The organism is Streptomyces sp. HUAS ZL42 (genome assembly GCF_040782645.1).
Lineage (GTDB): Bacteria > Actinomycetota > Actinomycetes > Streptomycetales > Streptomycetaceae > Streptomyces.
In genome coordinates this window covers 4476415-4501724 of the sequence record NZ_CP160403.1, presented here as the reverse complement: position 1 = coordinate 4501724, position 25310 = coordinate 4476415, and the positions used below count along the sequence as shown (strand labels likewise).

Annotated in this window: 20 protein-coding genes, 1 tRNA gene and 1 pseudogene; 12 read left to right on the top strand and 10 right to left on the bottom strand. The window is 67.4% G+C overall.

The window, feature by feature from the left end:
- The first annotated feature begins 88 nt into the window (after positions 1-88).
- The 4 genes from tmk (at position 89) to ABZO29_RS20570 (ending at position 6537) form a co-directional block, all read left to right on the top strand.
- On the top strand, positions 89-3343 hold the full coding sequence (tmk, locus tag ABZO29_RS20585) for a dTMP kinase (protein ID WP_367321661.1): 3255 nt from the start codon (positions 89-91) through the stop codon (positions 3341-3343).
- 124 nt (positions 3344-3467) lie between these two features.
- On the top strand, positions 3468-4673 hold the full coding sequence (locus tag ABZO29_RS20580) for a DNA polymerase III subunit delta' (RefSeq protein ID WP_367321660.1): 1206 nt from the start codon (positions 3468-3470) through the stop codon (positions 4671-4673).
- A gap of 105 nt (positions 4674-4778) precedes the next feature.
- A complete protein-coding gene (locus tag ABZO29_RS20575; RefSeq protein WP_367321659.1) occupies positions 4779-6362 on the top strand; it encodes an alpha/beta hydrolase in 1584 nt (527 codons plus the stop codon).
- A gap of 101 nt (positions 6363-6463) precedes the next feature.
- A tRNA-Thr gene (locus tag ABZO29_RS20570) sits at positions 6464-6537 on the top strand.
- A gap of 857 nt (positions 6538-7394) precedes the next feature.
- Here the strand turns inward: ABZO29_RS20570 and ABZO29_RS20565 are convergent.
- The 7 genes from ABZO29_RS20565 to ABZO29_RS20535 all read right to left on the bottom strand — a co-directional run bounded on the left by ABZO29_RS20565 (position 7395) and on the right by ABZO29_RS20535 (position 15283).
- A complete protein-coding gene (locus tag ABZO29_RS20565) occupies positions 7395-8171 on the bottom strand; it encodes a hypothetical protein (RefSeq protein ID WP_367321658.1) in 777 nt (258 codons plus the stop codon).
- A gap of 13 nt (positions 8172-8184) precedes the next feature.
- Complete coding sequence (locus tag ABZO29_RS20560; protein WP_367321657.1) at positions 8185-8508, bottom strand: hypothetical protein; 324 nt, start codon at positions 8506-8508, stop codon at positions 8185-8187.
- 283 nt (positions 8509-8791) lie between these two features.
- Positions 8792-10924, bottom strand: a complete 2133-nt coding sequence (locus ABZO29_RS20555; RefSeq protein ID WP_367321656.1) for a non-reducing end alpha-L-arabinofuranosidase family hydrolase — start codon at positions 10922-10924, stop codon at positions 8792-8794.
- A gap of 547 nt (positions 10925-11471) precedes the next feature.
- Positions 11472-13022 carry a sigma-70 family RNA polymerase sigma factor gene (locus ABZO29_RS20550; protein ID WP_367321655.1) on the bottom strand — a complete coding sequence of 517 codons (1551 nt, stop codon included), beginning with the start codon at positions 13020-13022 and terminating at the stop codon, positions 11472-11474.
- Positions 13023-13676: 654 nt separating this feature from the next.
- A complete protein-coding gene (locus ABZO29_RS20545; protein ID WP_367321654.1) occupies positions 13677-14096 on the bottom strand; it encodes a PIN domain nuclease in 420 nt (139 codons plus the stop codon).
- Positions 14096-14350 (bottom strand): type II toxin-antitoxin system VapB family antitoxin, encoded by a 255-nt coding sequence (locus tag ABZO29_RS20540; RefSeq protein WP_062697603.1) that lies wholly within the window; start codon positions 14348-14350, stop codon positions 14096-14098. The genes ABZO29_RS20545 and ABZO29_RS20540 overlap by 1 nt, the downstream gene beginning before the upstream one ends.
- Before the next feature lie 540 nt (positions 14351-14890).
- On the bottom strand, positions 14891-15283 hold the full coding sequence (locus ABZO29_RS20535; protein ID WP_367321653.1) for a DNA-binding protein: 393 nt from the start codon (positions 15281-15283) through the stop codon (positions 14891-14893).
- A 393-nt stretch (positions 15284-15676) separates the two neighbouring features.
- Here ABZO29_RS20535 and ABZO29_RS20530 point away from each other — a divergent pair, with 393 nt between their 5' ends.
- The 4 genes and pseudogenes from ABZO29_RS20530 to ABZO29_RS20515 all read left to right on the top strand — a co-directional run bounded on the left by ABZO29_RS20530 (position 15677) and on the right by ABZO29_RS20515 (position 17510).
- The gene (locus ABZO29_RS20530) at positions 15677-15823 is read left to right on the top strand and encodes a hypothetical protein (RefSeq protein ID WP_367321652.1); all 147 of its coding nucleotides are present in this window, start codon (positions 15677-15679) and stop codon (positions 15821-15823) included.
- A 421-nt stretch (positions 15824-16244) separates the two neighbouring features.
- Positions 16245-16704, top strand: a pseudogene (locus ABZO29_RS20525) (dimethylarginine dimethylaminohydrolase family protein); the annotation flags it as partial.
- 25 nt (positions 16705-16729) lie between these two features.
- Positions 16730-17122 carry an MmcQ/YjbR family DNA-binding protein gene (locus ABZO29_RS20520; protein WP_367321651.1) on the top strand — a complete coding sequence of 131 codons (393 nt, stop codon included), beginning with the start codon at positions 16730-16732 and terminating at the stop codon, positions 17120-17122.
- A gap of 13 nt (positions 17123-17135) precedes the next feature.
- Positions 17136-17510 carry a hypothetical protein gene (locus ABZO29_RS20515; protein WP_367321650.1) on the top strand — a complete coding sequence of 125 codons (375 nt, stop codon included), beginning with the start codon at positions 17136-17138 and terminating at the stop codon, positions 17508-17510.
- Between the two features lie 36 nt (positions 17511-17546).
- Here ABZO29_RS20515 and ABZO29_RS20510 read toward each other — a convergent pair whose 3' ends face one another.
- Positions 17547-17915 (bottom strand): hypothetical protein, encoded by a 369-nt coding sequence (locus tag ABZO29_RS20510; RefSeq protein WP_367321649.1) that lies wholly within the window; start codon positions 17913-17915, stop codon positions 17547-17549.
- Between the two features lie 348 nt (positions 17916-18263).
- On the opposite strand from ABZO29_RS20510, the gene ABZO29_RS20505 reads away from it, so the two are divergent.
- From ABZO29_RS20505 to ABZO29_RS20490, 4 genes are all read left to right on the top strand, one after another.
- Positions 18264-18698: a DUF3052 domain-containing protein gene (locus ABZO29_RS20505; RefSeq protein WP_367321648.1), complete on the top strand. Its 435-nt coding sequence runs from the start codon at positions 18264-18266 to the stop codon at positions 18696-18698.
- Positions 18699-18813: 115 nt separating this feature from the next.
- Entirely contained in the window at positions 18814-19707 is an 894-nt protein-coding gene (locus ABZO29_RS20500) for a glycosyltransferase family 2 protein (protein WP_367321647.1), read from the top strand.
- An 802-nt stretch (positions 19708-20509) separates the two neighbouring features.
- The gene (locus ABZO29_RS20495; protein WP_367321646.1) at positions 20510-22045 is read left to right on the top strand and encodes an ATP-dependent endonuclease; all 1536 of its coding nucleotides are present in this window, start codon (positions 20510-20512) and stop codon (positions 22043-22045) included.
- Position 22046: 1 nt separating this feature from the next.
- Complete coding sequence (locus ABZO29_RS20490) at positions 22047-23195, top strand: hypothetical protein (RefSeq protein WP_367321645.1); 1149 nt, start codon at positions 22047-22049, stop codon at positions 23193-23195.
- A 159-nt stretch (positions 23196-23354) separates the two neighbouring features.
- On the opposite strand, the gene ABZO29_RS20485 is transcribed toward ABZO29_RS20490, so the two are convergent.
- Entirely contained in the window at positions 23355-23924 is a 570-nt protein-coding gene (locus tag ABZO29_RS20485; RefSeq protein WP_367321644.1) for a GNAT family N-acetyltransferase, read from the bottom strand.
- Positions 23921-24688 (bottom strand): GntR family transcriptional regulator, encoded by a 768-nt coding sequence (locus ABZO29_RS20480; RefSeq protein ID WP_367321643.1) that lies wholly within the window; start codon positions 24686-24688, stop codon positions 23921-23923. Before ABZO29_RS20480 ends, ABZO29_RS20485 begins: the two co-directional genes overlap by 4 nt.
- Between the last annotated feature and the right edge of the window lie 622 nt (positions 24689-25310).

Sequence of the window (25310 nt, the reverse complement as noted above, 5' to 3'; positions counted from 1 at the left end):
GAACGCCCCGGCAACACTTTGGTGTCGGGGCGTGCGCACGTTCGGACGGGCCCCGCGGGCTGTCGGTGCCGCCCGATAGGCTGCAGGCATGACGCGAGCCGAGCAGCCAACGGCCCACAACCCGGCCCCTGACGACGCCCTGGTGGCGGACTCCCGTGAGCGCGCCGTCCGCGCGCTGCTGCGCCAGCCGCAGCTCAAACGGCTGTGGAGCGCCCAGCTCGTGGGCGGTGTCGGAGACACGCTGGCCCTTCTGGTGCTGGTCGTCCTCGCCCTCCAGGCGGCCATCGCCGAGGGCTCGTTCGGCGGTGGCTACCGGGGTGTGGCGTTCGCAGTGGCGAGCGTCTTCGGGGCGCGCATCCTGGCCACTCTCCTCTTCGGAGCCGTCCTCCTCGGTCCGCTCACCTCGCTCACCTCCCAGGACGGGCCGCTCGACCGCCGCTGGACCATGGTCGGCGCGGACGCCTTGCGCGCCGCCCTGCTGATCGTCGCGCCGCTGTGGATCGACTGGACGCCGGACGACGCACTGGCCGTCGTCCTGGTCACCGCCTTCGTGACCGGTGTCGCCGAGCGCTTCTGGTCGGTGTGCCGCGAGAGCGCGGCCCCCGCGCTGCTGCCGGCCCCGCCCCCGGAGGGCGCGACGGTACGACCGCTGCCGGACCACATGGACGCCCTGCGCCGCCTGTCGCTGCGTACGGGCTTCGCGGCGATCCCGCTCGCGGCGGCCGCCCTCGTCGCGGCATCGCTGCTCAACAACCTGCTGGGCGTCGGCATCGACTGGTTCGCCCAGCACCAGGCGGCACTCGCCTCGTACATCGGGGCCGGGCTGTTCGCCGCGTCCCTGTCCGTGCTGACCTTCGTGGAACTGCCCGACACGCGCACCCCGCGCGCGCGGTCGCCGCTCGAGGGGCTGCGCCGGCCCAAGACCGGCACGGGCGTCGACAAGGGCCGTACGGGCGCGATCCCGCTGCTGGTGCTCGCCTGCGCGGCCGTCGCCGGAGCGGTCGCCGCGGCCGTCGCCGTGGCGGTGCTGCACGCCAAGGACCTGGGCGGCGGACCCGTGCTGTACGGGCTGCTGGTGTTCGCCCTGACCGGCGGTGTCGTGGCCGGCATCCGTACGGCGCCCTCGATTCTGCCCGCCCTGTCGCGGCGCCGGCTGCTCGCGCTGGCGATCGCCCTGGCCGGCATCGCGCTGCTGGCCGCCGGGCTGGTCCCGGACGTCACCACCGTGCTGCTGATCGTCGCGCTGGCCGGTGTCGCCGCGGGCGTCGCCGCCAACACGGGCCACACGCTGCTCGACCAGGAGGCCGAGGACTACCGGCGGCCGCGAACGACCGAGCACCTGCACGCGGTCGTACGGGTCTTCGTGGCCCTGGGCGCGCTGCTCGCGCCCGTGGTGGCGGCGGGCATCGGGCCGCACCGGCTGGAGAACGGCAAGTTCGTGTTCGCGCACGGCGGGGCGGCGTTCACGCTGATGCTGGTCGGCGCGCTGCTGCTGCCGGTGGCCGCGCTGGTGCTGGCCAAGGTCGACGACCGCTCCGGTGTGCCGCTGCGACAGGACCTGCGGGACGCGGTGCTCGGCGGCGACGACCCGGCGACCGTGCCCGCCGCCTCCGGCTTCTTCATCGCACTGGAGGGCGGCGACGGGGCGGGGAAGTCCACGCAGGCCGAGGCGCTCGCCGAGTGGATAAGGGCCAAGGGCCACGAGGTCGTGCTCACGCGCGAGCCGGGAGCCACCCCCGTGGGCAAGCGGCTGCGGTCGATCCTGCTGGACGTGTCGTCGGCGGGACTCTCGCACCGCGCGGAGGCGCTGCTGTACGCGGCGGACCGCGCGGAGCACGTCGACACGGTGGTGCGCCCGGCTCTGGAGCGGGGCGCGGTGGTGATCTCCGACCGGTACATCGACTCGTCCGTGGCCTACCAGGGAGCGGGTCGTGACCTGTCGCCGACGGAGATCGCCCGTATCAACCGCTGGGCGACGAACGGGCTCGTGCCTCATCTGACGGTGCTGCTGGACGTCTCGCCGGAGATCGCCCGTGAACGGTTCACGGAGGCGCCGGACCGCCTGGAGTCGGAGCCCGCCGAGTTCCACGCGCGTGTGCGGTCCGGTTTCCTGACGCTGGCCTCCGCCGATCCGGGCCGGTACCTGGTCGTCGACGCCGGGCAGGAGCCCGAGGCCGTGACGACCGTGATCCGCCACCGGCTCGACCAGACGCTGCCGCTGTCCGAGGCCGAGGTGAAGGCCCAGGAGGAGGCACGCAAGAAGGCCGAGGAAGAGGCGCGGAAGAAGGCCGAGGAGGAGGCCAGGCGCAAGGCCGAGGAGGAGCGCCTGGAGCGGGAGCGCCAGGAGCAGCTCGCGCGGCTGCGAGCCGAGGAGGAGGAGCGCAAGCGGCGCGAGCTGGAGGAGGCGCAGCGGCGCGAGGCCGAACGGCAGGCGGAGGAGGCCCGGCAGCGGGCCGAGGAGGCGCGCAGGCGTGCCGAGGAGGAGCGGCAGCGGCTCCTCGCGGAGGAGAAGGCCCGGGCCGAGGAGGAAGCCCGCCGCAAGGCCGAGGAGGAGCGGCGGCGCAAGCAGGCCGAGGACGAGGCCCGGCTGCGTGCCGAGGCCGATGCGCGGCGCCTGGAGAAGCAGCGGAAGGCCGAGGAGGCGCTCCTGCGGGCCGAGGAGGCGCGCCGGGCGGCGGAGCAGGCGGCTGCCGCCGCGGAGGCCGGGCCGAGGCAGCCCGCGGCGCCTGCGGCTCCCGCGGTCCCGTCGGACGCGGCGACCGTGCCGACGCCGGTGGTGACGCCGACGAACGCGTCGGGCGGGCCGGTGGAGGAGACGGCGGTGCTGCCGCCGGTGCGGGACGGGAAGGGTGCCGGTGAGCGGGCCTTTGCCGGACCCGACTCCGAGGTGACGGCGGAGCTGCCGCAACCGCCGGGGGCGGCCGACGAGACGGCGGTGCTGCCGCCGGTTCCGCCGGGCGCGGCCGACGAGACGGCGGTGCTGCCGCCGGTGCCGCCGGGGGCGGCCGACGAGACGGCGGTGCTGCCGCCGGTTCCGCCGGGCGCGGCCGACGAGACCGCGGTGCTGCCGCCCGTACGTGGTGACGACCCTGCGAATCGGGTGCCGCCCGGGTTCTTCCGGGACGAGCGGGCGGGGGCCGGGCCGGATGGTTCCGAGGACCGTACGCGGGAGATGCCGCAGGTCGACGAGGCGGGGGAGCCGCGTCGGCGGGAGCGCTCGGACTGGGCCGAGGAGACGCCGCTGGACGATCTGCCGACGCTGGCGGACGAACTGCTCGGGCCCCACCGGGACGACGAGGAAGCCGACGACAAGCGGGGGCGCCGCAGGGGTCGGGGGCTCTGACGCCGGTCGGCCTCGGGCTTTCCCACTGCCGGAGGCACCGCGCTCTCGGCGGGCACCCGCTGTCAGTGGGCACCCGCACAATGGATCCCGCAACGCGAGACGTGACGAAGGGGCGGGGTGAGGGATGACCGTCTGGGACGACCTGGTCGGGCAGGAGAAGGTGAGCGAGCAGCTCGATGCCGCTGCTCGGGACGCCGACGCCCTCGTCACCGCCGCCGCGGCCGACGCCCCGCCGCCCGAAGGGTCGAAGATGACCCATGCGTGGCTGTTCACGGGACCGCCCGGCGCGGGGCGCACGCAGGCGGCGCGGGCCTTCGCCGCCGCCCTGCAGTGCGTGAGCCCCGACCGCGCACTCGGTGGCACTCCCGGGTGCGGCTTCTGCGACGGATGCCATACGGCGCTCGTCGGCACGCACGCCGACGTCACCACGGTCGCCGCCGTAGGCACACAGATCCTCGCCGAGGACATGCGGGACACGGTCCGCAAGTCGTTCACCTCACCGGCGAACGGCCGCTGGCAGGTCATCCTCGTCGAGGACGCCGAGCGGCTGAACGAGAAGTCCGCCAACGCCGTCCTGAAGGCCGTCGAGGAGCCCGCCCCCCGCACCGTCTGGCTGCTGTGCGCGCCCTCGCTGGAGGACGTCCTGCCCACCATCCGCTCCCGTTGCCGCCACCTGAATCTGCGCACCCCCTCCGTCGCCGCCGTCGCCGACATGCTCGTCCGCCGGGAAGGCATCGAACCCGACGTCGCCGCGGCCGCCGCGCGTGCCACGCAGGGCCACGTCGACCGCGCCCGGCGCCTCGCCACCGACCCGGCGGCCCGGGAGCGCCGTGCCGCCGTCCTCAAACTGCCCCTACGTGTCGACGACGTCGGCGGCTGCCTCAAGGCGGCGCAGGAACTCGTGGACGCGGCCACGGAGGACGCCAGGCAGCTCGCCGAGGAGATGGACGCCAAGGAGACCGAGGAGCTGAAGGCCGCGCTGGGCGCGGCCCAGGGCGGCCGGATGCCGCGCGGCACGGCAGGCGTGATCAAGGATCTGGAGGACAAGCAGAAGCGCCGCAGAACGCGCACCCAGCGCGACAGCCTCGACCTCGCCCTCACCGACCTCACCGCCTTCTACCGCGACGTCCTGGCCCTCCAGCTCGGCTCCCGTGTCGCGATCGCCAACGCGGACGCCGAGGACGCCCTGGAGCGGATCGCTCGCGGCACCCCACCGGAGTCCACCCTCCGACGCATCGAGGCCATCGCGGCCTGCCGCGAGGCCCTCGACCGCAATGTGGCGCCGCTGCTCGCGGTGGAGGCGATGACGATGGCACTGAGAGCGGGCTGACCTGCTGACCTGCCGGCTTGACGACTCAGGTTGACGACGTAACTCGTCCGTGGCACATCGAGCACGCACAGCATCCATGTCGTCGCGCAGAGTTACGCTCGCAAGATGTACATCAGGCGCACTCTCCGCAGGTCCCGTACCGGCGTGACCCTCCTCTCCGCTGCCGTACTGCTCGTCTCCGCCTGTTCCTCCGGGAGCTCCAAGGGTTCCGCGAGTTCGCAGGCGGAGGCGGCTCTGGCGGCGCTCCCGAGCGCCACGCCGTCCGCCCTCGCGCCGTACTACGGGCAGAAGCCGGCCTGGCGCACCTGCGGCGTCCCCGGCTTCGAGTGCGCCACGGTCAAGGCGCCGCTGGACTACGACAGGCCCGGCGCCGGTGACGTCCGGCTCGCCGTCGCCCGCAAGAAGGCCACGGGCCGGGGCAAACCCCTGGGCTCACTGCTCGTCAACCCGGGCGGGCCGGGCGGCTCGGCGGTGGCGTACCTGCAGATGTACGCCGGCATCGGCTACCCGGCCGAGGTCCGGGCCCGCTACGACATGGTCGCCGTCGACCCGAGGGGCGTGGCCCGCAGCGAGCCCGTGGAATGCCTCGACGGGCCGCACATGGACACGTACACGCAGACCGACATGACGCCCGACGACCAGAAGGAGATCGACGGGCTCGTCGGCGCGTACAGGAAGTTCGCGGAGGGCTGCGGGGCGGACTCTCCCGGCCTGCTGCGCCACGTCTCCACCGTCGAGGCGGCTCGGGACATGGACATCGTGCGGGCGGCGCTGGGAGACCGGAAACTGACGTATGTGGGGGCGTCGTACGGGACGTACCTCGGGGCTACGTATGCGGGCCTCTTCCCGGACCGGGTGGGTCGGCTCGTCCTGGACGGCGCGATGGACCCCTCGCTGCCCGCGCGCCGGATGAACCTCGACCAGACGAAGGGCTTCGAGACCGCGTTCCAGTCGTTCGCGAAGGACTGCGTGCGGCAGCGCGACTGCCCGCTCGGCGGGCCGGGCACGACACCGGCCCAGGTCGGCAGGAACCTGAAGGCCTTCTTCCGGAAACTCGACGCGCACCCCATCCCCGCCGGCGACGTGGACGGCCGCAAGCTCGGCGAGTCCCTCGCGACCACGGGCGTGATCGCGGCGATGTACGACGAGAGTTCCTGGGAACAGCTGCGCGAGGCGCTGACCTCGGCGATGAAGGAGAACGACGGCGCGGGCCTGCTCGTCCTGTCCGACAGCTACTACGAGCGTGACGGCGACGGCCGTTACACGAACCTCATGTTCGCCAACGCGGCCGTCAACTGCCTGGACCTCCCGGCGGCCTTCGCCTCCCCGCACCAGGTGGAGGAAGCCCTCCCGGCCTTCGAGAAGGCGTCCCCGGTCTTCGGCGAGGGCCTCGCCTGGGCCTCCCTGAACTGCGCGTACTGGCCTGTGAAGCCCACGGGCGAGCCCCGCCGCATCGTGGCGGAGGGCGCGGCCCCGATCGTCGTGGTCGGCACCACACGCGACCCCGCGACTCCCTACACCTGGGCCCAGTCCCTCTCCCGCCAGCTCTCCTCCGCCCGCCTCCTCACCTACGACGGCGACGGCCACACCGCCTACGGCCGCGGCAGCGACTGCATCGACTCGACGATCGACGCGTACCTGGTCCGCGGCACCCCACCGAAGAACGGAAAGCGCTGCTCACAGCCTTGATCGCGATGCGGGGCCGGGGTGCTCCGGGGGTTGGCACGGAGCACCCCGGAAACTGTGTAGACTTACCGACGTTGCTGATCGCACCATAGTGCGGACAGCGCGCCGCCTTAGCTCAGATGGCCAGAGCAACGCACTCGTAATGCGTAGGTCTCGGGTTCGAATCCCGAAGGCGGCTCTATGGCGAACCCCAGGTCAGGCTTCTGACCTGGGGTTTTTTGTTTCGGGTGACCTTGGAGTATCGGCAAATCGGGCACTGTCTGTCTGTGCATCGTAATGCGTAGGTCAGAGGTTTGGTCTCTGTGGCGAGATTGACGGCCTAACGCTCTGAACTGCTCTTTTTACTTGTTCGTATGGGATGGATCATGCTTGCGCGAAGGGGCTCGGTGGACAACCGGTGGACAGCCGTGCGTGACACTCCATCAGGGGACTCTTGCTGCCCCTGGGTCATGGGTGAAATCCACCGGTCTCCGACGGGACGACAGGCGTCGTCGGGACTGTCCGGTCCGGACAGATCAAACGTCCGGTTCGGTTGGCAGTGATTGGCCGTGAGTGCACGCAGTGACCGATCGGGGCAAGGGCAGCGAAGGAGCGGCTGCGTCGGTGCATGCGGGAGTGTCGTCCCATTCAGAGAGAGATCAGCTCTTCAGTTTCGGTGCTCTCGACTCCCTGGCTCCCAGGCGCGCGCGGCCCGTTATCGTGCCGGGCGACGAGCGGCAAACGGGCATTAGCACGGCATACTGCAGCCCCCGGCTCTCCTTGTCGAACAGGAGGCCGTCGTCGTCCGACCACAACCAATGTTGGCTTCCGAAGGTCGGGCAGCTGCCGCTCGAATCCCGACCGGTCAGTGAAGTCCCCGACGATCACCTTGGAGATGTCGAGAGCGAGGCGTGGGGTGACGGGCAGCGGAGTGTCCGTCACCTGGACGCTCAGGTCTTCAGCAGTAGGTTCACATGCGCGTACCCTCACCGGATCCGGACGGCGTCGTGTCGTCCGTCGTCCGCGTCGTTGCCATGGGCGGGGCAGGCCGGTGGTTCACGGCTTCTGCCCGGTTGGCCGGTCGGCGTAGTCCTCGACCAGGTTGCTGACGAGCGCGAGCAGAGCGTCGGCTCGGTGCCGGTCCTCGCGCTGGTTGCGCAGGGCCTCGTCGAGCGCCCGGAGGCGGGCCAGGGTGGCCGGGTTCCGGTTCCTCACCTCGTAGAGCAGCGGTGTGGTGATCAGGTCCAGGCATTCGGTGAGCAGCCGACGGGTGGCGGGGGAGGGCGGGTTGGGGTCGGGGGCGGCGAACCCCGTGGTCAGGTACCGGGCCGGGTCGTTCAGGCTCCAGCCGACGACGGTGCCGTGCTGAACGAGGAGCGCCAGGTCGGGGGCGATGCCGATGCGGGCCTCCAGCGGCTCGTCCAGGACGTCGAGGTCGCGCAGGCAGGTCAGCACGGCGTCCCCGGGGACGCGGCAGAGTTCTGTGGTCGCCTCCAGGCGGAAGTCTCGGGCCTCGTCCGCGCGAAGCCCGCCCGGGCGTACCGCCGGCGGGACGGGAACGCGGGCACAGTCTTCGGCGGGAGCGGACTCATAGGGCAATCGGAACCCGGCGCCAATCAGTTCCCGGCTGTCCGGGTCGAACCGGAGCTCGTCGGGATCGTCCCACAGCCATTCCTGGCTGCCGAAAGTATCCACGAGGAACCGCTGCCATTCCTCCACGTCCGCGTACTCCGCAATGCGCACAGATTGGCCCGGGAAGTCGAATCGCGGGGTGATGGGCAGTGGATCGCCCGTCACCGTCGCATTCCAGTCGCCGTCGAGGGTGAGTCTCATGGTGAATGCCGCCTCATCGAATCTGCACTCCGGGAGCCATGTAGCCGTTCTTGGCTGGAATCCTGCCCTCCACCACGTCCGCGTGGGTAATCGGCCCACCGGGATCGGTGGGGAGGCCGCCAAGCGCCCTCACGCCGGAGTCGCCCCTGATGCCGGACGGTCCGTAAGCCGTGATGACATTGCCTGCCCCGCCGGATTCCCGGAGGCCGAGGAACTGGGCAGCATGTTCCAGTTCTTCACCGACGCGGCCGAAACGTTCGTCGGCAATCGCGATCGCGACCTGATCCAGACGATCAACCTGCGACTTCGATCGCTCGAGGACTGGCTGATCGAGCATGGGGAGCAACGGAAGTCCCCCTTTGACCGGTGGACCATGGCTGATGGAATGCTCGGCGCCGCCTCGGGCCGGTTGCCGTACTCGTGGTGCGGGGGGACGCCACGCGGCTGACGGCCGGGGCGGACGCCGTCGTCATGAACATCGGCCGCCAACGGACGGGGTCCGCGCTACGGCCCGCAGCCACCGCACGATCTTCGGGAGTCCACACAACCCCCGTCGATCACGCGGTGGCCGCTCCGTTCCTGCCCGGCCCGGCGCAAGATCGCGAAGTCGGACCGGAGTATCAGCAGGCGGAGTTCGACTGAGTCAACAGCCCGAGTCGCCAGGGCAGGCTGTTGTAGTCGGTGCTGGAGTCGGGGTCTCTGCCTTGGTAGAGGTACTGCATCCCGCAGGGGCTGATGGTCAGGGTCTGGTCGTACCCGGCACGGATCATCTCCCCGTGGCTGATGTCCTTGGTCCACGCGCCCGCGGGGAAGGTGACGTTGCTGGCCCCGGCGAACGGGTTGCTCTCACTGGCCGCCAGCGCGGTCCACGAGCCGTCGAGGCTGCCCGACGTCCAGGATCGGAAGTAGCGTCGGCCGTCCGATCCGATCGCCTCCACGAGCAGCAGGTACTGGTTCTTGCCCTGGACCTTGTAGATGTTGCCGGCCTCGAAGAGGTTGTTGCGGTTGGCGTCCTGCGCGGCGATGACGGTGTTGGTCATCCCGTTGGGGAACTGCGACAGCGTGGTCTGCGACCGGTACAGCTGTCCGTTGTCGTCGGAGGAGAACAGGTAGCAGTTCGCCGAATCGCAGATCACCCACATGTCCACCCAGTACCCGTTGCCGATGTTCTGCGAAATGATCGTCGGCATGGAGGAGTAGAAGCCCTTCGGGGCGCTCCACCCGTTCGGGTTGCTGATATCCGCATTGGTCGAGTAGGACGCGTTGTCGCCGGTCTGGTACACCAGGTACCACAGCTTCTGTGGTGCGAAGTAGAACACCTGCGGCGCGGCCCGGTACCCCTTGCCGATCGGCGATTGGTCCAGGTAGTGCTGGGTGGCTGAACCCGCCTGCGACCAGTCGGTGAAGCTCAGGTACACCATGCTGTACCCGGACGAGTCGGCCACGCTGGCGAACACGTGGTACTTGCCGCCGTAGTACACCACCGACGGGTCCTTGATCCCGGCGATGTTGTGGCTCGCATCCGACTTCGGTGCGATCAGCGCCCCGCTGGAACTCCATTGGAACGTCGACGGCAGGGAACCGGTGGCGGACGGGGAGGGGGACGTGGTGGTCCCCTCGGCCGTTGGGCGGAGTCGGCGGGTCTTTGCGCGCGGTTGATCAGTCGACGGTGAACTGGTGGACGGGCCTGCGGACGGGCCTGCGGACGGGCCTGCTGACGGGCCGGCGGACGAGCCTGTGCCGGCGCCCAGGGCGCTGATCACGGCGTCGTAGGCCGGCTTCGGGTTGCCGCCGCTGTCGAACAGCAGCGGGGTCTCCGCGCTCCGCCACGAGTCGCTGTCGCGGATGCCCCACACAGTGATGCCGGTGCACCGCGACACGTTCAGGCATGCCTTGACGGTGTCGGCGTACGCGGTCGGCGGGGCGGTGGCGATGTCCAGCTCGGTGATCTGCACGTCCACGCCCAGCGCCGCGAAGTTCGCCAGCGTGGTGCCGAAGCCGGCCGGCGGCCCGCTCGTGCCGAAGTGGCTCTGGAGCCCGACACAGTCGATGGGTACACCACGGGACTTGAAGTCGCGGACCATCGCGTACACGCCCTGAGTCTTGGCGTCGGTCCAGTTCTCGATGTTGTAGTCGTTGTAGCACAGCTTTGCCGCCGGGTCGGCCGCCCGGGCGGTGCGGAACGCCTCCTCGATGAACCCGTCGCCCAGCACCTTCTGGAACACCGAGCTGCGGAGCTGGGTGGATCCGTCGGCGAACGCCTCGTTGACCACGTCCCAAGAGTGGATCTTGCCCTTGAAATGGGTCATCTCGGTGGTGATGTGGTTGTTCATCACGCTGCGCAGCGTGGCAGCGTCGCTGATGCCGCTGACCCAGGTGGGCAACTGGGAGTGCCAGACAAGAGTGTGCCCGCGTAGCTGCTGCCCGTGGGAGGTCGCGTGGCTGACGATCTGGTCGGCCGGACCGAAGTTGAACGATCCCCGGGAGGGTTCCGTGGCGTCCCACTTCATCTCGTTCTCCGGGGTGATCATGTTGAATTCCCGGTCCAGGATCGTGGCGTACGTCGAGTCACCGAGCCTTCCGGCGGCCACGGCGGTGCCGAAGTACCTGCCAGAGGGGGAGGCCTGCGTACCCAGGGTGGCGGCTCCGGCGGAGCTGGGCAGTAGCGTCACGGCACCGGCCACCGCCGCCGCGGCCGACAGTCCTATCGCCACTGCCCGTCGACGCGGGCCGAGCCGGTGCAGGCCCTTCATGATTCTCCTCGATGGTCGCGGGTCACCCTGGGTGCCGTGATCGTGCGCGCATCGGCCGGTACGGCCTGATCCGTCCCGGGTTGGGTGCGGTGCAGGACGTGGGGGCGTTCCTGCGTACCGGTCGCCCACGTTTCGTAGGTGTGTCGGGTCATTGGAGCGGCTTTCTTCGGGGGATCTGGGATACGTCAACGGGGAAAGTCGGGGGCCTGCCACGCCGGCACGCCATGGTGAGCGGCGGGAAAGGCGTCCCATGAAGTGGAGGCCTCTGAACTCGCGGCCTCATAACAAAAAAGTCGCGCCGTTCGGACGATTGCTCAGTGATGCATCTCGCAGGCAGAAAGCGTTACGCCAAGCCCCGCAGTCTGGTCGTCCACGGGGAAAGGGCATGCCAGCCGTCAGGTCGGCCTCGGCGAGGCAGACCTGAATGAATGCGGATCGAAGCTGGATTCGGCGCCGCGCTCGGCTCACTGCCGGGTTGAGAACGGCGTGGCGCAGGACCGTCAGCTGTCACTGCGCGACTCGGTCCGCAACGTTCAAGGAGCGGTTCTCAAGCCCGGGCCCTGCGTACGATGAAGGAAGCCTGGCCGGCGAAGGCCCTCGTACCGTCGAAGCCATCCAGCCAGATGCCACCGTCGCGGTGGCGGATGACAGATCCGGGATAGTTGTGCGCATGCAGGGTCACGGACCCGGCGACCACCCCTGGGCTCGGACAGAACGTGGCGTCTTCCCGGAACAGTTCGCTGCCGTCGTTGGTGCTCAGCTGCAGCCGCAGGTCACGATGGCGCAGATAGCGGCCGTCGGCGGCACGGAAGGTGACGCACCGTTTCTCGGCCAGCCCCCGGACGACCATGAAGGTGGCCCGCTCGCGGGTCTGCGCGCTCTGGGACGCGGAGACCCGGCCGAGCGTCGCGAAGTCGCCGGCATACGTGACGTACAGGGCGGGCTCGTCCACGGACCACAGTGACTGTGCGCCCAGCGGAACAGCGCCCGCGACGGCGGACGGACTTACCGGTGACGGTCCGGCCCACGTGGTGCGCGACGGGGTCGGCGTGGGTTCGCCGACCGTGGGAGCGGCGACGGCGCCGGGCGTCCGATGTGCCGGCTCGGGCCAGGCCGTGTAGGTGGCGGTCCCGGCGATGACCACCGCGCCGGTGGCGAGCCCCACCAGCGGATGAGCGGTCAGCACGGAGAGTTTGCCGATCAGCGAGCTGTGCAGACTGCCGGCACCCGTCGCCTTGGCGACGGCGACGGGTGCCGCGGCCAGTCCGGCGGCGCTCGCGCTCGCGGCCGTACCCGACAGCAGGCCCTTGGCGGCCAGTGCGGCGATGAGCCCGGCCGGGACGGTCAGCGGCGCGAGGCTGAGGAGCAGTCGTTCGGCCGGAACCCGTTCTGTCGTCATCGCCGTGCAGCCCGGGCAGTCGCGGGTGTGCCGCGCGATCCGCTTGCGCCACACCGATGTACGGAGGCCGTCCCAGCCGACGACGGTCTCGTCCAACTGCGGACAGCGCGGGTCGGCCTCCAGCGCGGCGACGATCGTCCGGCTCAGTTCCAACTGCTCGCGCATGCGTTGCAGGCGCACTCCGACGTGGGCGACCGTGAGCCCCGTTGCGGCGGCGATGTCGTCACGGCTCAGCGAGCCGGCGCATTCCTGCCACCACAGCGACAGCAGCACCCGATGGTCGGGGTCGAGCCACCGGCCGGCTTCGGCAACCTGACGGCGCTCGTCCGAGACGTGCAGACGCAGGATCGTCATGTCCTCGTGTGCGGCGGCATCCGGTATCCGGTGTGCCTCGTCGAGGACCGTGGTGCGGTCGGCGAAGGTGCGTTGCCGTTGCCAGTGGGTATTGATCTGGCGGAGCGTGATCGACACCAGCCAGGACCGGAAGCTCTCCGGGGCACGCAGGGCAGGCAGGTCGCGCACCACGCGCAGCAGCGTTTCCTGGACGACGTCGTCGACGTCGGCATGTCCACTCAACGATCGCCCGACGATGTTGTAGAGCAACGGCAGGTACGAGGCGATCAGCTCCTCGCGCGCCCGGTCGTCACCGGCCTGCGCCGCGACGACCAGCCCAGCGTGGTCCGCATCCATGAGCCTCATTCCCACCTCCCTCAGGGGGAGCGACCCGCCGAGTACGGCGCACCCTAGCGGCGGCAAACGTACCCGGCCAGAGCCTGTGTCCTCGGTCACTGGACCGGCCTGCGCCGACTTGGAGGGCCGGTACCGCCCTCTGTGGGCTTGTCGGCGGTGTTCCATGGCCGCCTCCCACAGATAATCCGATCTGCGTGAGCGATGCGTGAGCGGCCGGCGTGGCACGGGCCATCCCGGGCTGGACGCGGAAACCTGCCGCACGGTGCTGATCTGCGAAAGATCAGCACCGTGCGGCACGCGCCGACACCACTCAGCACGGCCCCGGCAGTCCTCGTAATGCGTAGGTCTCGGGTACCGGTGCTGGGAGACGACGGTCAGGTGGGGCTGGCGCGGCACCACGCCCCCAGATCCTCCGGCGCTTCCGACGGCCGTACGACGGAGCTGCTGCGTGCACGAGCGGTGGCTGACCCGGCCCCGGTGAAGAGTCTTCCGGCGGTGCCGCGCAAGCCGACCCACGGCGACGAACCCGTCCCCGTGACGGGAATCGCGGTTCTCGGCGGTGCCGGGAAGAAGATGGCGAGGGCCAGTTCGACGAGGCTTACCCCGGCGGTCCAGCCCAGGACCCGCAGGGATCCACGCAGAGCCAGGCTGTACAGGGTGTTCTCATCGGTCGGCGCTGCCGGGCGAGACGACCCATTCGGTGGGTTGGCCGGTGAAGGAGGCGATCATGTCGAAGTCGCCGTCGTAGTGGAGGACCGTCCGCCGGTGCAGTTCTGCCGTGGCGGCGATCAGTAGATCGCAGAGGGACAGGGCGCGGTGGAAGCCCGCGTTGAGAGCGTGGCGCTGGACTTCCAGGGCGCGGGCGAAGGCGCGGTCGTCGGCGTGGAGGTAGTCGAAGGCGTGGAGCCAGGTGCTGATCCGTGTCGCCTCCGAGCTGTCCCGTGCTGAGTGGATCATCTCGTACTCGGTGGGCTGGCACACGGCGAGGAGGTAGCGCTCGTGCAGGGGCTTGAGTACGTCCTTGACGTTCGGCTTCGTCCAGCGGGCGAGGGCGGACTTGTCGATCAGGTAGCGGTCCTGCATCAGGCGGCCCGGCCTCCGTCCCGGTCGCCGTCGCGCTTGAGGGAGCCGTCCGCGTTGCGGGGCCCGGTGTTCTCGACGATCTCGCTGAAGTCGAGCTCGCCGGCCTCCATGGCGTCGAAGCCCTCTTGACGAAGGTGCCTCTTGACGGCGTCTTCCATGGCGAGGCGGACGGCTTTGGCCTTGGTCTTGGTGCCGAAGATGCGCATGGCCTCGGTGACCATGTCTTCGTCGAGGTCGATGACTGTTCTGGCCATGTGGGTGCTTCCTCCGCTGCTAGCCCTGTCAGTGAAATGATACCTCTTATTGTCCAAAATAGATGTCGTTTCGGTCGGAGATCTCGTCGCGAGTGGAGGCTGCGACGTTCGTGGTGAAGTGCTGCGCGGCTCCTTGTCTGAAATGGACAGCCGTGGCTTGCGTCAGGTTCCGCCCCTGCCAGGGGTCTCGCCAGAAGCGATGGGACGGCGAGAGGGGCCTGGTCAAGTGGTCCTACCGGTGGACAGCCGGTGGACAGACGCCTGTGGACAGTGCATCACGGGATGGCGTGGATCGGCCTGCTGCATGTGTCCTGATCAGGAGAAACGTCATTGGGCGGCATGACGCGTCAGCAGACAACATGATCGCTCATGGTCTCGTGATGCGTAGGTCTTGGGTTCGAATCCCGAAGGCGGCTCTGAGAAGCCCAGGTCCCATGGCTTGTGACCTGGGCTTTTTGCGTTCCGTTGGCTGATTGCCGTGCGCGGTCGAGGGCTTGCACGGTGTCATGCGTGAGCGGGTGTGCCCGCGATCTGCACGCGTCAGGCTTTGATGACCTCGACGGCGGGTCCACAGAGCAGACTGATGTCCTCAGGGTCGGAGGTGAGGACGACGACTGGTCTTGGCGCCAAGCGTGCAATGGCTGCAAGGACGGCGTCGATGGCGTACTTGTGGCCGCTGAGGTGGTGGTTGCGCAACAGTGCTGCTGCTTGGTCGGTGACGCTCTTGGTGACGTCATGGACTTCGATCCGGGAGAGTACCCACCGGATGCGGGCGGGGTGGATGCGCTCGTAGTCCGCCTCAAGCGTGGTCATGGCGGTCGTGGCCACTCGGGTGCCTTCTTCCGAGGCTGCTTGGACGAGAGCCAGGACGGTGCGGTCCTTGAGGTAGAGCTTGGACAGGCCCTCGCTGTCGAGGAGGAGCGTGCCGGGCATCAGACTGCGGCACCGCTCGAGTCGTGCTGATCATGGCGCAGTACGGCGCGGGCCGCTTCGATCTCTTCCCGGGACAACGGGTCGTTGTCGGTCTCGAAGAGGGCAGATGGCCTGCTCTGTCGGGTGAGAGCCCCGACCGACAGCCCGCAGCTCTCGGGTAGTGACCGCGCTCCCCTTCAACGGCCCCCCAGCCGCAAAGTCCCTGCAGAGGGCGGGCCACCAGCCCACGCGGAGACACGGGCCACCAGCCCACGCGGAGACAATGGCCTTCTGCGCCCGAACGCGGTCTCCGCGCACTCTGCTGCACACAAGCCGTAGAGCTGGCTGCGGGGGCCCGCGCTCCATCATCCGCTTTCCGAGGGGCGGCCCCGCCCACCCCTCGGAGGTGTTGGAATGGCAACCGCGACGACCGTGACGGCGCCGATCACCGGCGACGACCGGCAGCTCACCATCGCGATCACGGACTTGCCGGTGTCGGTGACCGAGGACTGCGGCACCGGCGACGGCTGCGAGTCCACTCCCCACGTCGCCGGGCGCTGATGAGATCGCCGATCTGTTGACTCGGGTCGAAAGTCAGGCGGACTTGCTTGACAAGTGGGCCGAGACGCGTGTCGGAGGGCTGCTCGAGGGGACGCGGTTCGTCGTCACCGAGTGCTACGACGACTGAGCCTCGGCCCTCATGATCAGGCGGCCGACGATCCCGAGGAGGCAGCGCTCGACCTGGTTCTCGATCTGCTTCTCGTCCCCGACCGAGTTCGCGGTCGGCCGCCCATGGCGAGTGGGCCGCTGCCTCGGAAGTCGCCTCCGGGGTCCCGGCCAGGCAAGCCGAATGCGTGAGCGATGCGTGAGCGGATGGTTCAGCACCCATGGGATCAAGCGTCATGCCATCGAGCTCTGCAAGACTCCGACCAGGAAAAACGGATCGAGCGTGATCACAGGTCAGCGACCGTCACGATCGATCGGCGAGGGCGACTTCCTCCTGGCGGGCCGCCGCATCCTGGCCGGGACGGGCTTCCGCTCCGACCCCCGGTCGCACGCCGAGGCACAGGAGTTCTTCGGCCTGCCCGTGCTGAGCCCGACCCTGGTGAACCCGAAACCTCTACCACCTGGACACCGCCCTGGCCGTCCTGTCGCCGGACGAGATCATGTACTACCCTGACGCTTTCTCACCCGGAAGCCTGTCGGTCCTGCGCGAGACGTTCCCGGGGGCTGTCGAGGTGACGAAGGCGGACGCGGACGTGTTCGGACTGAACGCGTTCTCCGACGGCTGCAACGTGGTACTCCCGCAGGCCGCGGTGGGCCTGGTCGAGACGCTGAAGGGCCGGGGCCTCAACCCCGTCGGGGTGGATGTCGCCGAGCTGCTCAAGGCGGGCGGCAGCGTCAAGTGCTGCACGCTGGAGCTCCGTCAGGGGCGGAGCTGAACAGGACGAAGACGAGGCGGAGACGATGGCACAGGCGCAGGATGTCCGGAAGTTGGCGCTCACCCTGGCCCGCACGGAGGAGGCGCTTGTCCGGGACCAGGTCAGGTTCCGGGTCGGCAGGATCGTCTACGTGGCGCTGTCCCGGGACGAGCAGTCCATGGGCTTCGCCTTTCCACGGGAGGAACGCGCCGCGCTGATCGCCTCGGAGCCGGAGAAGTTCTTCATGCCGGTTCCCTCCGACGAACGCTACAACTGGGTGCAGGTGTGGCTGGAGCCCCTGGACGAGGACGAACTGACCGAACTCGTCGTCGGCGCCTGGTCGATGGTCGTACCCAAGCGCCTCTCGGCGGAGCGGCTGGCCCAGTGGGAGGCGAAGGCGGCGCGCCCGCACGGCGAGGACGGTGCGGGGGACGACTGACGGCGCCGCGGAGGTGCACGACCTGTCGGTGGGCCTCGTCCCCGCGAAGACCGCCCGGGTGGACGAGGGGTGCGGCGGGAACGCGGGCAGAGTCTTCGGCAGGAGCGGACTCATAGCGCAATTGGAATCCTGCGCCGACCAGTTCCCGGGTGGCCTGGCCGAACCGGAGTTCGTCGGGAGCGTCCCACAGCCGTTCCTGGCTGCCGAAAGTGTCAACGAGAAACTGTTGCCATTTCTTCAGGTCCGCGTACTCCGCAATGCGCCCACATTGGCCCGGGAGGTCGAAGCGCGGAGTGATGAGCAGTGGATCGCCCGTCACCAATCGCCCGTCACCGTCGCGGTCCAGCCGTCGTCGAGGGTGATCTTCATGCCGAGCCGCATCATCTGATCTGCTCCGTCGGAGCCGTGTAGCCGTGGCTGACCGTTACCAGTCCCCGTAGTCCTCCACCAAGGTGGCGATCAGCGAGAGCAGGGCGTCGGCCCGGTGCCGGTCCTCGCGCTGGGCGCGCAGAGCCTCGTCAGCGGCCCGGAGCCGGGCCAGAGCGGCCGGTTCGCCGTCCACCACGTCGTCGACCACCGGCGTGGTGATCAGGTCCAGGCACTCGGCGAGCAGCCGACGGGTGGCAGGCGACGGCGGGTTGGTGTCGGGGTCGGCGTACGTGGCGGTCAGGTACCGCGCGGGGTCGGTGAGGCTCCAGCCGACGACGGTGCCGTGCTGGACGAGGAGCGCCACGTCGGGCGCGATGCCGATGCGGGACGTCGCCGGCACCCGCGCCTGCCACCGACTCGACATCGGCGGCCTGGGCTGGATCAACCAGGACCCGACGGCAACCCCGGCGGAACACATCCGTGCCAGGATCGGGCAGGTAGAGGCTAGGGTGAGGTGCTACCAGCGAGGCATCGGTGGAGGCACCCACCGGCGGATGGCTTGTAGAGGTCCCCCAGTGACTCCGCTCGCCTCTCCGGCCGGTCGACAGTATCGCTGTCAGCCCAGGCAGTCTCGCTGGCAGGCCGATGACAGGCCCACCGGTGGACAGCCGGTGGGCAGACGCCTTTCGACAGCGCATCACAGGGAGCCGTGCGCGGGGCGGTATTTCTGAAGCCCTGGGCACGTCGGCTGGGCGAAGGCGAGGAGGCCGGGATGGGCGGAGCCGGATCGGTGAGCGACGGCGGGTACTCCGGTACGCCGCCGGCCAAGAAGATCGGAATCAGGGCGGGGCAGCGAGTGCGGCTCACGCACGCACCGGACCCGTGGGAGATCCCAGGGCTGCCCGACGGTTGTGACGTCGCAGCCGGCAGGCCCGATCGGGACACGGACGTCACCGTCGCCTTCTACCGGGAGCACGCGGACCTGGTGGCGGAGGGCCCGGCCCTCGTCGACGCGCTCGCCGACCACGCCATGCTCTGGATCGCCTGGCCCCGCAAGGCCGCCGGTCACGTCAGCGACATCACCGAGAACGCCCTGCGTGACCTCTTCCTGCCCCTCGGTGTCGTCGATGTGAAGGTCGCCGCGCTGGGCGAGGACTGGTCGGGGCTCAAGTTCGTCCGACGTAAGGAAAATCGCCGCGAAACCTGACGGGAAGTGAAGTCACGCCCAAGCAACCTCCCGACGTCGGGCAACATCTTGGTGAACGGTGAACGTCTCGCAACGGGACGCGGACGTCGCCGTCGGCCGGATGAGGTGAAGGACGTTGGTGGAGCCGAGGATCGCCGTCGCCGTGGTGACCATGGGGAACAGGCCCGCCGAGGTCGACGCCCTGCTGGAGTCCGTGGCCAAACAGGACCTCGCCCCCGCCCGCATCGTGATCGTCGGGAACGGCACCCCGCTGCCCGAGTTCGCCCACCGCCTCTCCCTGCCCGGTGAGGTCACGAACATCGAGACCGACGAGAACCTCGGCTGCCCGGGCGGACGCAACGTGGCGATCGCGCGGCTGCGGGAGTTCGGTGACGTGGACGTCGTGGTCGAACTCGACGACGACGGGCTCCTCGTCGACGCCGACGTGCTGCGCCGGGTACGCGACCTGTACGCCGCGGACCCCGGCCTCGGCATCGTCGGCTTCCGTATCGCGGACGAGAACGGCGAGACGCAGCGCAGGCACGTGCCCCGGGTCGGCGCGTCCGATCCGATGCGCGGCGGTTACGTGACCGGGTTCCTCGGCGGCGGGCACGCGCTGCGCATGGCGATGCTCGAGGAGACCGGCGACTGGCCCGCAGAGTTCTTCTTCGCGCACGAGGAGACCGATCTGGCCTGGCGCGCCGCGGATGCCGGGTGGCGCATCCTGTACGCACCCGAGCTGCTGCTCCAGCACCCGAGGACCTCACCCGCCCGGCACGCCATCTACCACCGGGTCACGGCCCGCAACAGGGTCTGGCTGGTCCGGCGTCGGCTGCCCCTGCCGCTGATCCCCGTGCATCTGGGAGTCTGGATGCTCCTCACCGTACTGAGGAACCGGTCCGTGGCAGGCCTGAGAGCCTGGTTCTCCGGGTTCGCCGAGGGGCTGCGGGAGCCGGCCGGTGAGCGGCGGGCGATGCGGTGGCGGACGGTGTGGCGGCTGACGCGGCTCGGGCGTCCACCCGTCATCTGACCCGGGTCCCGCGTCGCGAGCGGGACGAAGGCCTCGGCCGTTCACCTCCGCCGACCAAGGCCTTCTCGCGTCCCCGGATCCGACCGCGGCGGCGACACTCCCCCGAGTGCGGCGACGACACTCCCCCGAGCGACGCGTCGTACGCGCGCGCCGTCGGGCCAGATCCGATGAAGTGATCTCATCAGGCCGCGCCAACAGATCGCTAACATCTTGGGGCGCGGTTTCCTCCTGCGAGGGTCCCGCATGGTCGATGGGGCCCGACCTGCGGCGGGATGCCGGAGGCTTCACCCGATACCTGTCGTTGCCGGTCGTCATTCGTCGTTATCGGCCCTCCTCGGACGGCCCACAGACGGCCCGAGACAGGGGGGTGACCTGCTGAATCGCGGGATGCAGCAGGTTGGTTGCTGCCGCTACAGCTGAGAGCGCGTCACCAGGAGTGATCAGTCCTCCGGCCCGCTTGAGATCACTGAGGCTGGCGCATTGGGCGAGTCTCAGTCCGCACCTGTCTGAGATCCAACGGTCGAAGGATGGGCAGCGCGGCGCTCACCTCGACACACGCCCTATGGCGGAGCCTGTGTCCCGGTGCGGCACCGATTGGCGGCCTGACAAGTACACCATCCATATAATTTGGGAGAGCGATAGCGTTCCGGTCCTAGCTGCGCCGTAGGCAGGCGGGGGTGCTCGCCGACAAGCCGGCCTCTAGGAGCACGTCCGCGCAGGTGCAAGTTATGCACTCGCATGGTCACCGGCTGCACGAGCCCTTAGAATGCGTCTCTATTGCTGTGCCTGGACGGGGGAGCTTGTGATCTTCAAGTCGATCGACGTTGTGAACTTTAGATCCATCGAGAGCAGCGGGAAGCTACCACTCGGACCCATCACGCTAATAATTGGCCGAAACAATACCGGAAAATCATCCCTCCTGCGCGCAATCTACCTACTCCAAGAGGGAAGCGAACATCGGCAATCAGACGTGCGAGTAGGCAAGGAATCATCGCAGGTCCTAATGTCATTCGAGGGGAAACTCCCTGTACCTGTTTTGCGTAATGCTCAAGTAGCCGGGGCTCTAGAGAATAAAACCATCCGGATCGTTTTGACTGCTGGCCAAATTGAGCGCGCTGCGACGGATGAAAATAGTGGCTATGTTGCAGGGCCTGCTCCGGGGAAAGCCCCGGAAAACCTCATCTATCCGGTCTTTTCTGGCCGCATTCAAAGGGGTAGCGGTAGTCAGGTTGATCGCGAGAGCATGCTCGCTGTTTGGCCGCACGATGCAAACATCGTCGCCCGTGTCGCCTCGCTTGCCACGGCACAGTTTCCAGAAGCCGTGCAATTTCGCCAGCTGTGTCGGGAAGTGCTGGGCTTTGAAATTAACGTAATTCCTGGGGAGCATGGCCAACACCTCGGAATTCAGGTCGACAGGTTTACTAGCATCAATATCGACTCGATGGGTACCGGCGTTGCCGCCGTGCTTAACCTTATCGTTAGTCTTTGCGGGGCCCGAGGTAAGGTCTTTTTGATTGAGGAACTAGAGAACGATTTGCATCCACACGCACTCAAAGCGCTTTTGGATGCCATTTTGAAAGCTAGCGAATTTAATCAGTTCATTATTAGCACACATAGCAGCATCGTGCTTACGAAGCTTGGGAGCCTGGAGACGTCTATTGTCCTCCATGCGTCTACAGATGGACAGATTCCTCCGTCGACTTCCTACGAGGTCGTTTCGACGCCTGTTCGGAGAGTGGAGGTATTGCGGGAACTTGGATATGAAATATCCGACCTGCACCTCAGTGACGGGTGGATGATTTTTGAGGAGTCCAGTGCTGAGCGTCTGGTGCGACAGTACTTCATCCCATGGTTCGCTCCAGGGCTGCGTAGCATCCGCACTGTCGCTGCTGGTGGCACAAGCCGCGTGGAACCGATCTTTGCTGACTTTAATGAGATGCTTCTCTTTGCGCACCTTGAACCCATGTATAAGGATCGAGCGTGGGTAGTGGTTGACGGCGATGATAGTGGTGTTGAGGTGATTTCACAGCTCAAGGGAAAGTTTCGGAACTGGCCGAAGGACCGCTTCGTAACTTGGACTAAGCCGAGGTTCGAGGACTACTACCCAGAGATTTTCCAAGAGAAAGTCAAGGAGGCTTTTTCCAAGGAGGACAAGGCTGAGGTTAGAGAGGCTAAGAAAGAACTCTTGCACGCGGTACTCGACTGGATTGAGGCTGACGAGGATCGCGCACGCGCCGCGTTCGAAAAGAGTGCACCAGACGTCATTTCTTACCTGCAATCAGTTGAGAAAAAATTGGCTCAACTCGGCAGGCCTGACGGCAATAAAGTAGGAGGATAGAATGCCGATCGGTAACTCAAGCACGGTTGGGAGTGTCTTTGTTGTCGGGCGACTTCCTACGGTTACGTATAACCCCCGTGAGAGGCTGGGCCTTGAACCACAGCTGCAAGAATACCTTGAGGATCGTGGCGCCCTACTTTCAGTCTCTGGCCCAACTAAGACTGGAAAGACGACGCTACTGCGCAGCGTGGCAGCTTCGGGCGTTTGGCTTTCTGGTGGTGCCGTGGCGTCAAAAGAGGAATTTTGGCGCGCAGTCGGAGAAGGTATCTATGAAGAGAGCGAAGAAGCTGCCAAGCAGAGCGTAGGAACAATCAGGCGCGACCTCGTTGCTTCCGATCGTTGCCTTGTGGTGGATGACTTTCATTACATTGATCAATCGATTCAGCTCGAAATTGTACGGTCCCTGAAGGACCTAGTGTTCGATGGCCTTCCTGCGATTGTAGCCTCTGTTCCGCATCGGGCTTATGATGCTGTGCGCGTCGAGAAGGAAATGACGGGACGTGTAGCCCACCTCTCCATCTCGCCCTGGGATGACGAAGATCTGCTTAGTATTGCTAAAAAGGGTTTCGCTGCGCTCGCCCTCGTGGACCAAGAATCCAGGCTAGCGCATCGCCTTTCGCGGGAGAGCTTCTCAAGCCCACATTTGATGCAGCAATTTTGCAAGCGTCTTTGCAGAGAGAATGGTGTGAGCAAGACCATGGATGAGCCTCTAGTTCTTGCGCCGCCAGAATCGTGGGCTGACTTCTTCAGTCAGAGTGCCGCCGACACGTCCAAAGCCGCATTCGATCTATTGGCGCAGGGGCCAAGGCGTCGTACTGACCGACTTCAGCGTGAACTAAAAGACGGTCGGACTGTCGACATCTACGGCGCTGTTCTTGAAGCAATTGCACATACGGGACCCAGTCTCGCGATTGGCTACGATCAGCTAAGGACATCTCTGAGGGAAGTGCTTGCTAACGAGGTCCCTCAACGGCATGAAGTGACTCGGGTTCTGGATCAAATGACTAAGATCGCTAAAGAGGATATCCAGGGGGAGCCTGTCGTCGATTACGACGAGGGATTGTCCACTCTTCATGTCTCAGACCCGTATTTTGCCTTCTATTTGAGGTGGGGCCAATCGGGTAGGGTGCTGCCTGGTCAGAAGCCTTAGCTGGAAGAAGTCTGCTGTCCTGGGGGGACGGTCTGTAACTCGCACCCGGAACGGGCGAAGGCGGGAGCGCAGGCCCTGCCGGGCGGGGCCGCATCGGTGAGCGGAGCGATCCACCCCTGATGATGCAGGGATTCCTATCGCCCAATGGGACTTTCTCCTTCAGGCCGCGAACGTGAGTCGTGACGGGGGTGGTGTGCGGTCTGTGAATCCGTGATCTGCCGGCCGTGCTGGGCGCTGTGCGAGCCAACCGGAGACCCGTGGGCCACCGTTCACCGCCGACCCCTCCCGGACCGTGCGAATGTGCCTGAAGCCCTGCTCTAGGTAGTACCGCTGGAGCGCGTCGTTCGTCGTCCAGGCGTCCAACCGAATCCATCGGGCTCCCGCACGCCGCGCCCGATCACCCGCCCAATCGAGCAGTCGACCGCCAAGGTTCTGCCCGGCGTACTCGCGGGCGACAGTCAGCTTGTTGATGAACATCGACGGTTCGGTCAATTCATCGTCTGTCCAGAGACCTTCTTCGGCGTCTGGGGTAAGCGTGATGGTGCCGGCGGTTGTGTGTCCATCACGAAGCATGAATACCGTGCCCGCTTCGATCGTGGCGAGCAGCTTGTCGGCTGGATACGGACGGCTCCACTGGTCAGAGCCGAGACCACGGAGCCATGCGGCGGCCTCCTCGCGGAAGGCCAACAGCTTGGCTACGTCGTGCGGCTCAGCAAGCGTGATGATCACGTGTTCTCGCTCCGGGCGGCCAGATTGCCGATCTCGTAGTTCATTCGGTTCAAGTCGCCCCGGAAGGTAGTGATGGTGCACCGGATCGGGCGGTCTGCCGAGTAGCCGGTTCGGGTCCAGAGCAGGACCGGTACGCCTGCTCCGACCTCCAACAGCCGCGCCTCCTCCGGGGTTGGCATCCGCGCGGCGATTTCGTCGAAGTACCCAATCTGCTCGATACCTTGCGCAGCCAGGTACCGGGTTGTGCCCTCTTCGATGTCTCCAGGCTCAGCCAATCGCGGTGATGCGTCGACCAGCCACGATGGATAGTAGGTCGCCTGGGTCGACCAAGGGACGTCGTCCACATAGCGATGACAGAAGCGCAACACTGCCGTCGTACCGGGCTCGACCTTCAGCCGCTCAGCGATCTCTTGGGGCGTTGGGAGCATCTCGACTCGGAACGTCTGATGTGGCCGTCGCCCCGCGTTTGTCACGTCCGTGCTGTAGGCGTCGCCGTTCTGCGGGAAGGTCAGGTTCTCGAAGCGGGAGGCGTTGAGCTCGAACACCTCTTGCGACTTCACCTCGTAACCAAGCCCCTGGCTGGACGAGATGAGGCCCTCGCCGACCAGCAGGCTAAGGCCGTTTCTGATGGTGTTCCGCGACGCGTCGAACCTCTGCTGTAGGTCGTTCTCGGAAGGCAGCCGAGCGCCTGGCGCGTAGATGCCGTGGGCGATCTCGCGACGAAGGACGTCCGCGACCTGTCGGTACTTCGGCTGCTTGCTCATGCCCTCATCATGACGCACTCGCGCAACTTGTTGGTACATGCGGGTCCAATCCTCTTGACGGCTCACCGTCCGTGGGTGCAGCATCACTGCATCAGCTTGTACCAACAAGCTGAGCAGGTGGTGCAACACCATTGAGTGTGCTTGCTTGCGCTGACATATGCCCAGCTGGGCTCGTTCGCTTGAAAATTGAACAGATGTCCCCGGAGCTACGACGCGCCGGCGCCTCCGAGCAAGAGATCTGCGGAGGGGCGTCGCCCAGGTTGCGTCCTCTGGTCACCCGGGATCCAGGCAACAGCGACAAGCCGTAGGCCCTGCCTGTGCCACTCGCACGCACCTTTTCCAATGCCGCTCCTCACGGAGCGGACAGAGATCCCACGCTCAGGTGAGACAAGGGCAAAGATCGCGGGCTGCGTCTGCCCAACTCGAAAAGACGCCCGCGCGGCCACCGGTCGTGCGCTCTACCACTCCGCCGCAGACCCGCCCCGGGTTGGCTGCGGCCGGCTGCCTCTCCTGCCCGTACCCGGCCCGCTATGCGGAGGGCGACGGGCAGGAGCGCGGGGAGCCGAAGTGCTCGACTCCAACGGCGCGCGGCCCCGGGTGGCTAGACCCGGGACCGCTGTTC

Bases quoted from the DNA above. Each gene is read 5' to 3' on its own strand.
- ABZO29_RS20560 (WP_367321657.1), bottom strand. From the start codon at position 8,508: ATGCTCGATCAGCCAGTCCTCGAGCGATCGAAGTCGCAGGTTGATCGT.
- tmk (WP_367321661.1), top strand. From the start codon at position 89: ATGACGCGAGCCGAGCAGCCAACGGCCCACAACCCGGCCCCTGACGAC.
- ABZO29_RS20530 (WP_367321652.1), top strand. From the start codon at position 15,677: ATGGCAACCGCGACGACCGTGACGGCGCCGATCACCGGCGACGACCGG.
- ABZO29_RS20575 (WP_367321659.1), top strand. From the start codon at position 4,779: ATGTACATCAGGCGCACTCTCCGCAGGTCCCGTACCGGCGTGACCCTC.
- ABZO29_RS20480 (WP_367321643.1), bottom strand. From the start codon at position 24,688: ATGAGCAAGCAGCCGAAGTACCGACAGGTCGCGGACGTCCTTCGTCGC.
- ABZO29_RS20540 (WP_062697603.1), bottom strand. From the start codon at position 14,350: ATGGCCAGAACAGTCATCGACCTCGACGAAGACATGGTCACCGAGGCC.
- ABZO29_RS20550 (WP_367321655.1), bottom strand. From the start codon at position 13,022: ATGAGGCTCATGGATGCGGACCACGCTGGGCTGGTCGTCGCGGCGCAG.
- ABZO29_RS20520 (WP_367321651.1), top strand. From the start codon at position 16,730: ATGGCACAGGCGCAGGATGTCCGGAAGTTGGCGCTCACCCTGGCCCGC.
- ABZO29_RS20580 (WP_367321660.1), top strand. From the start codon at position 3,468: ATGACCGTCTGGGACGACCTGGTCGGGCAGGAGAAGGTGAGCGAGCAG.
- ABZO29_RS20505 (WP_367321648.1), top strand. From the start codon at position 18,264: ATGGGCGGAGCCGGATCGGTGAGCGACGGCGGGTACTCCGGTACGCCG.
- ABZO29_RS20535 (WP_367321653.1), bottom strand. From the start codon at position 15,283: ATGCCCGGCACGCTCCTCCTCGACAGCGAGGGCCTGTCCAAGCTCTAC.
- ABZO29_RS20555 (WP_367321656.1), bottom strand. From the start codon at position 10,924: ATGAAGGGCCTGCACCGGCTCGGCCCGCGTCGACGGGCAGTGGCGATA.
- ABZO29_RS20565 (WP_367321658.1), bottom strand. From the start codon at position 8,171: ATGAGACTCACCCTCGACGGCGACTGGAATGCGACGGTGACGGGCGAT.
- ABZO29_RS20510 (WP_367321649.1), bottom strand. From the start codon at position 17,915: ATGTCGAGTCGGTGGCAGGCGCGGGTGCCGGCGACGTCCCGCATCGGC.
- ABZO29_RS20545 (WP_367321654.1), bottom strand. From the start codon at position 14,096: ATGCAGGACCGCTACCTGATCGACAAGTCCGCCCTCGCCCGCTGGACG.
- ABZO29_RS20490 (WP_367321645.1), top strand. From the start codon at position 22,047: ATGCCGATCGGTAACTCAAGCACGGTTGGGAGTGTCTTTGTTGTCGGG.